Annotated in this window: 1 protein-coding gene and 1 pseudogene; both read right to left on the reverse strand. The window is 38.7% G+C overall.

Annotated features, from left to right (window positions below):
• Nucleotides 1-6,478 (reverse strand): SprB repeat-containing protein (locus tag FPG59_RS11710; RefSeq protein WP_086454782.1); only part of this gene is annotated, 6,478 nt, incomplete at its 3' end.
• A 151-nt stretch (nt 6,479-6,629) separates the two neighbouring features.
• A pseudogene (locus tag FPG59_RS16625) lies at nt 6,630-7,787 on the reverse strand (hypothetical protein); the annotation flags it as partial.

Here is a 7,787-nt window from a genome sequence, read left to right on the forward strand (position 1 = left end):
CTGTTGCTGGTGTTGCTGGTACTGCTGCGTAGCCGTAAGCTGTTGTTCCTCCTGATGCAGTTACCGTTATTTGAGCATTATCGTTGTTGCAATTAAAGTTAGTTGCAACTGCATTAGTAATCGCTAATGGTGCTGCTGGCTGGTTGATGGTAATGGTTCCATCAGCAAAACAACCTGTTGCCGTATCCGTAACACGTACGGTATACGTACCTGCTGCCACATTGCTTAGGGTAAGTACATTTCCTGATTGGGTTAAGGTTCCTGTACTAAATGTTGTTGGTGTATATGTGAAAGCACCTACTGTAGCATTTCCAGAAACGGTATAGGTTCCTGATCCTGTACTTCCGCCTTGGCACAAAACATCGCTGGTTTTATTAGCCGCAACGGCTATAGGCGTAACTGGATCAATATTATGTGATTCGGTGTAGTAACATCCATTGGCATCGGTAACTCTAAAGGTGTAGTTTCCTGGTAATAAATTAGGGAACGAAGCCGCTACTGATGATCCTGCAGTCGTTATTGGTCCAAAATTAGAATTAGCTGTACCTGAATTAGTTCCTGTAATCAAGAATGTTAAGGCACCTACTCCATTAGTAGCCGTTACAGATACCGTTGTAGTGGTAGCTGTACACGTAACTGCTGCATTGCTAAAAGTTAAATTTGTTGGTGAATTTAATGGCTGTACATCTATTTGTTGCATTGGTGACAAACAACCGTTAGCGTCTCTAACTACTACTCGAATAGTTTGAACGCTGCCATTATTGTTTACAGTCAAGGTATTGCTTGGTCCAAAACTACCTCCGTTGTTATAACTATACGTATACGTTCCCGTTCCTGTTCCACCTGTAGGCGCAACAGTTATGGTAGCCGATTGAGGTGCATTGGTAGGACTACAACTAAATGCTGTTGCACTAGCGTTTGGTACAATTGGTGTTGGATTTATAATCGTTACTTGCGTTGGCGTAGACTCACAACCTTTGCTGTCAATTACTTTAATATCATAAGTACCTGCAGCTAAACTGGTAAACTGGCTGGTAGCTTGCGTTGTATAAGCAGTAGCCGTACTTAATTTTATAGCATACGTATAAGTAGTAGTAAATCCTCCTGAAGGGGTTACCGTTATGGTACCGTTATTCAAGCCGTTGCACGTAATGTCTGTTTTTGCGGTAATATGTGTCGGAGTTGTTTTTGGTGTTACTACAATAGGATTACTTGTTGCAGGACAACCACGGCTGTCTGTCACCGTGAATACATAACTACCGGCTTGAGTTGCAGTGTATGGGAATGAAGTCACTGCAGTAGGTGTTCCCGAATCGCGCGAAACCGTGTAGGTGTAAGTTGGGCCGTATCCGTTTGTAATAACTGGATTACCAATAGAGGCATCAACTAAACACGTTAAATCATTGATTAAAGAAACATTGAAACCTAACTGTGGGGCAATAACAATATTAGAAATTGTTGATGTACAATTGTTGCTATCTGTTACTACAATAGTGTGGGTTCCTGGCGTAACATTCGGAAAAGGATAAGTGGTTAAAGCTGAACTTTCAGCAGTGTTACTGTCTAATTGATAGGTAAAAGGCCCTGTTCCTCCCGAAACATTGACAACAAGCGTTGCTGGATTAGCGGTAGTAAAACAATAATCAGTGGTAGTAGCCAGTGTAGCAGTTACTCCTGGAGGTGCTATTACAGATATGGATGCTCCGGCAGGATTAGTACAGTTATTAGCATCTCTTACAAATACCGTGTAATCTCCTGCTGGAACATTAGTAAAATCTCTACTAGTATTAAAAGCGGTAATTACTGAAGTACCATTGCTATCACGCAATTCATATTGATAGGCTGGAGTTCCTCCTCCGCCAGTTGCACGAATGGTTGCTCCTGTGGTACACGTTGCCGGAGTAAGTATTGCAGCAGCAGCGGTTACAGCAGCAGGCGCAGTAATGTTTACTGTAAATGATTTAGAACAAGCCGTAACTGTAGAACCTACAGGACGAACCAAAACATTATATGAATTAACGCCTAATGTATTTATAACTACAGGAGAAGTTAACTGAGTAGCACTCCATGTACCACCATTATTTAATGAATATTCAAAACCAGTAGTGGCATCAAAATTTTGAGCTGTAATGGTAAACCCACCATCAGCACCTCCTGCACAAGACACATTGCGTTGTCCATTAACTTGAGCTGCAAAAGCACGACCTGTAGGTACTTCGATATTTATAGTTCTTGAGGTAACACATGCTCTCGGCAATTGATATACTCTAATATCATCAATTGCAGCATCATTACCACTGTATTCTGTACTTCCAGACCTAACACGGAATGTTAAAGATGTATTGTTTCCTGGATTCAAAGATACAGATCGTAATACCCAATTATTAGAACGTGGTATTGTTGGTATTGGAGGAATTCCTGTTGGGTTTGGTGTTGGAGGAATTGGTGGTTGTTGAGCAACTACATTTCCAGATGAATCTACTAATTCAAAAGAAAAGCTTGGATCCACTCCGCCTACAAAATTAGCACGGAATAAATTGGCTACATAAGCTTCAACAATAACAGGTTGATTAGGAATAATATCATTAATTACCTTGCTGTACAATACCCCATTAGCGCCAGCTGCTCCACCAATATTAACTGCTAAAAAGCGTCCATTAGGATTGGCACCTGCAGTAGTGTGGTCTCTAAAAGGAAACCACGCTGAGTTATTAGGAACTAAACCTCTCGTTACTACATATTGATTATCTTCTAAAGTTAATGCTGGATTAGTACAAGTAGATGGAACTACATCAAGATTATGAAAACAATATGCTGCTGCAATACCAGGAGTAGTGGTATTAGCACCAATACCAAAATCTTCATTCAATAAATTACTGAATGTAGTTACAGTAGACAATTGATAATCTATTCTTATGGCATGAGTTCCAGGAGTAACGTTTAAGAAAATATTACTTGGAGTATTAGGGTTTTGTACACCATCAATAAAATAATTATAAGTATAATTGATATTACCTGGATTATTTACCGTTACAATACTTGTGGCTGTTCCGTCACAATTAAAATCAACTGGTGTACCCACATTAATATTTGGAATTGCTGGAGCAGGATCTACCGTTACTGGAGCTTGAAAAATACAATTGTTGCGGTCTCTCACATACAGAATATAATTACCTGGCGCTTTCAAAGCATTATTAACGGTGGTCCAAGATCCTTGGTTGTCAAAGCTAAATTCATAAGGCGCAACTCCTCCTTGGACATTAGTTATACGTACCCTTCCTTCGCCGGCTGGTCCACAACCTGCTAACTCTGATACCCCCGCTGAGGCAGTTAAAGCAGTTGATGGTTGGGTAATGGTAATAGGTCTCATAGGTTCCAGACACTCTACTCCATTCAATGTGTATTTTAAGATGGTATTGTAAGTCCCTGCAGCTAAACCAGAAATTAGTCCTGAAGTACCATAGTTCAAGCCGTTATCTATACTATAGGTTACGGTATACCCATTATCAGCAGTCATGTTAAAATTAATAACACCTGTAGTATCACCATAACAATTTACATTAGTACCTTCTGTGTTATAGACTGGTGTAGGAACGCTTGCTACGTTTATTGAAGTTGTGGTTCTACATCCGTTTGCATCTATAATCAATAAATCATATAATCCCGCTGTAGGCGTATTTATTTGATAAGCAAATTGTGGAGTAGTAGCCCCATTGACATATATAGCATACGGTAAAGTTCCTCCTACTGGTGCAACGGTAATCTCACCTGATTCACAAGTAAGAGATTTAGTAAGATTAACGGTTGCTGTTAAGATATCTGGCTCTCTTATCTCTATAGATCCTGTTCCAAGACAACCATCCTCTGTTGTAACTTCATAAGTGTAGGTACCTGATGTTAAATTAGGGAAATCAAAAAAGTTATTATTTGTTAAAATAGAAGAGTTTACAATAGTTCCATTTCTTCTTAAGATATATGAATATTGTCCTCGCACATCATTAGCAGCTAATCTTATGGTTCCACGATCTCCATTACATAAAGGTTGCGTTACAAACTCACTAACTGTGAAATTTCGTCTTCGGATATCAATTCCTGGTACTTCAAACAAACATGGATTTGATACCACACCTTGTTGTCTGATATAAACGGTGTAAGCTCCAGGAGTAGAAATTGGAAATACATTACTGGTTTGAAATGGACCAGTTGCATTTAAACTAAACTCATAGCCCGTTGCTGGAACACCACCCACTGTAATTTGTCCTGTGGTATTACAAATGATATCTCTAGAATCAGCTGTTGGATCTAATAAGTTTTTAAAAACATTAAAATAAAAAATATTAAAACATCCCCCTGCATAATTAAACACTACTCTATATTGACCTGAGGTGTCGGCAGTATAATTCTGTCCAGTAGCTACTGTAGTCCAAGTACAACTGGTTTGTTCATTGGCGCAATCATCTGAACCCACGGGAGGACAACTGGCTTCGTTCAAGCGTTGCCATTGAATGGAAATAGCATCGGAAACTCCTGTTGTTATTAAACGGCTGGCATTGGCTCCACACAAAAATATTTTAGGTAAAAGTTTACCATTGTTAGGACAGGTTACTGTTTGTGTTGCAAAAGGAATAACTGGGTTAGTAACTGCTGAACCTGCCGGAGAAACCGTAACCACTTGTCGTATGGTTCTACACGGAGCAGTAGCAAAATTAGTTACATAAAAGGTTCCGGTTTGAGTTACTGTAATAGATTGTGTAGTTCCTATTACTGGAGTTCCTGATGGGCTGGTTGACCATGAATAAGCATCGTATCCGTTGGCTGCAGTTAGTACTACACTGGCACCACACAACTGGTAATTTCTTGTGTAAATACAATCATCAAGACCTACTAAGAAATTGGTTGGAGCTGGAGTACCTAAAAAACACGCTCCAAAAGTAGCTAAACTTCTTTGATCATCAACCCTAATACCACTGGCTTCTCCTTGATAATCTGCAAATGCTTGATTTTGGATAGAATTAGAACATACATCACTTAATTCATTACACTCTGATACCACACGCACTTTAAAACGTATTCTATATCTAGGAGCACTAACTACGACCAAATTTTTAGGAACAGTAAAAACAATAGTTCTTGTTGCTGCAGTATAAACATAAGTAATTCCAGAATTATTAGGGACTACAATGTCATTTGGATCAAAATTAATATTAATAGGTAATACGTCGGTAATGGTAAAATTTTCGGCATTATCGTTTCCTATATTTTGAAAACCAATTGCATAATGCAATTCTTGACCTCTAGTTACATTTTGATTACCAACATCATTGGTTAAAGAAGCATCACTAAAAACCTGCTTGGTCAAAACAATGTTAGGGGCAATAATATCTAAGGCAATTGCATTAAAATAATAAAAATACACGTCTTGACTACTCCTAAGCCCAATCAATGCGCTGGTATCATTATTGTCAATTATTACATTTCCATTATTGGGTATATTCAAAATACCCGCATCATACCCTAGCGTATTAGAACTGTTAGGGGTTCTGTTGAGATAATTTTCAGTGATTCCTGTTGCAGGGTCAATATAAGTTACCGAGCTATTAAAAAAGTTAGTGTTAGGACGAATATTGGTTGGTACACTATTTGCAGCTGATAAAAGAGTACCATTTATAGAAAGGTTATCTCCTGCAATATTACTATCGCCCTCTAAAGCGGAGAATGCAAATTTACCTCGTACTGGCCCTACTGGGATTGTTCTAAAATTAGTAACTGGAATATCTAAGTTGACCGTACTACTTATTGCACTAAATCCATCGTAAGAGGTGATGGATTTTGCAGGTAGTTTAGGATCTTCATATACAATATATAAAGACCAACCTGCCGAAAGTCCTGTACCACCATTTGTACCTTGAGCTGTAGAAACGTTTGCTAATGTATAAGTCCCCTCTGGATTTGGATTCCCTGTTCCAGTCACTAAGCTAGTAACATCAGCCACACAGGCATACGGCAAACTGGTTCCTATAGGTGTAGTTGAATTATGAATAACGGTTCCTACCACGTCATTGTAACCACCAGAAGGCATTCTAAATCTCACATTGGTCACCGGAGTGGTTCCTCGTGTTACAGCACCCCAATACAAAGCAGCGTATACAATTTTATAACAAGGTGCAGAAGTGGCTACCGGATTAGGAACAACTAGATTAGCACTACTAGAATTAAAAATACCTGGAGTGGCACCGTTATCAACATTGATGAACTCCATACTAAAATCAGAGTTCAAATTGTTACCATTATAAGGATCGTTTGGATTCCTGGTAGCTGATCTCCTATTCAAAATACTATTACCTATTAGTAACATATCTCCTTTGATGTCTTGATCAAATCGACGTGTAAAAGGAACTACGTTTTGAGAAATAGACAAAAAACTTTGCAAAAACATAAAAGTAAGTAGGATTACTTTTAAAAAAGTAGTTTTTTTCATAGTAGTGGTATTTTAATGAAGTAACAATCTAGTGCTCTGGGGGAAGCTACTAGACTGTTCCTTCGTATTTATTTTTAAATTCCAATTTTAATATTCTCTAACGGTTGTTGCATTTAATACATTAATCAAAGATCCCAATCCTCATTCACGATTAATTTTCAACTTTTATAACAACCATTTTCGCATTGTACGGCTTGCTTCCTCTTGACTCTAATGTTTTAGTCGCCTCCTCCAAAACATCAAATCGTGTGGTGTAAATGAAATAATTAGAAGACTTCACATCAAAGAAGAAATTCACCTTATTTTCACCTGCCGAAACCGTTTTGGTTAAGAATGCATCACGTTTTGCAACGTCTGCATGAACCGCATACACTATATAATATCCTGTTTCCACATTTTTAATGTTCTTGATAATCTGCATGTTCAACTGCTCGTTACCAAAATCAAAATCTTCTGGTTTCAATGGTGTTGCACTGAGTTTAGTTGTCTCCTTAATACGTTTTAAGGTTTCCTGATCTCTAGCAAAACGATCGTCTTCATTTTGGAAATTCGCACGCTTGATACGGCGTTTTTTCTCTATTTCTGTATCTACTTTAATTTGTTCTAGCGTAGCTAACAAGTTTTTGTTAGACAATTCCGCTTTTGCTTGCTCTGCTTTTAATTGCTCTATACTTTGCAAGTAGCTTAAAGTAAGGGCATCGTTCTTGTTTGGCACTTTTTTAATACGCTCTTCATACAATGCCTTAAAGTTACTCAATAATTGATTCTGATTTTGATTTACTATTGCAATTTCTGCTTTTAAGTTATCAATCTCAGCATTTTGAGCAGCGGCGCTCTTAAATGGTTTTGGGGCACTCGCAATTCCTTTATCACTTAAATCGTTTTCCGTTTTTAAATCCTGGAGTTCTTTCTCTTTCAGTTTCACTTTCTCGTTCAACTGAGACAATAATTGTTGTTGCGTTTTACCGGCCATATCAAGAGTCTCGGCAATTTTATCCATTGATTTGGAATTCTCATCCTTAGGTTTATTTAGAGCGGCCAACTTAGCTTGAGCTTCGGCATCTGCTTTCGCTTTAGCATCTGCAGCTAACTTCGCTTTGGCCTCTGCTTCTGCTTTGGCTTTGGCTTCAGCAGCTTGTTTTGCAGCTTCGGCATCTGCTTTCGCTTTAGCATCTGCAGCTAACTTCGCTTTAGCCTCTGCTTCTGCTTTGGCTTTAGCTTCAGCAGCTTGTTTTGCAACTTCGGCATCTGCTTTCGCTTTAGCGTCTGCAGCTAACTTCGCTTTGGCCTCTGCTTCTGCTTTGGCTTT

This window comes from Flavobacterium sp. FPG59 (genome assembly GCF_002150205.1).
Classification (GTDB): domain Bacteria; phylum Bacteroidota; class Bacteroidia; order Flavobacteriales; family Flavobacteriaceae; genus Flavobacterium.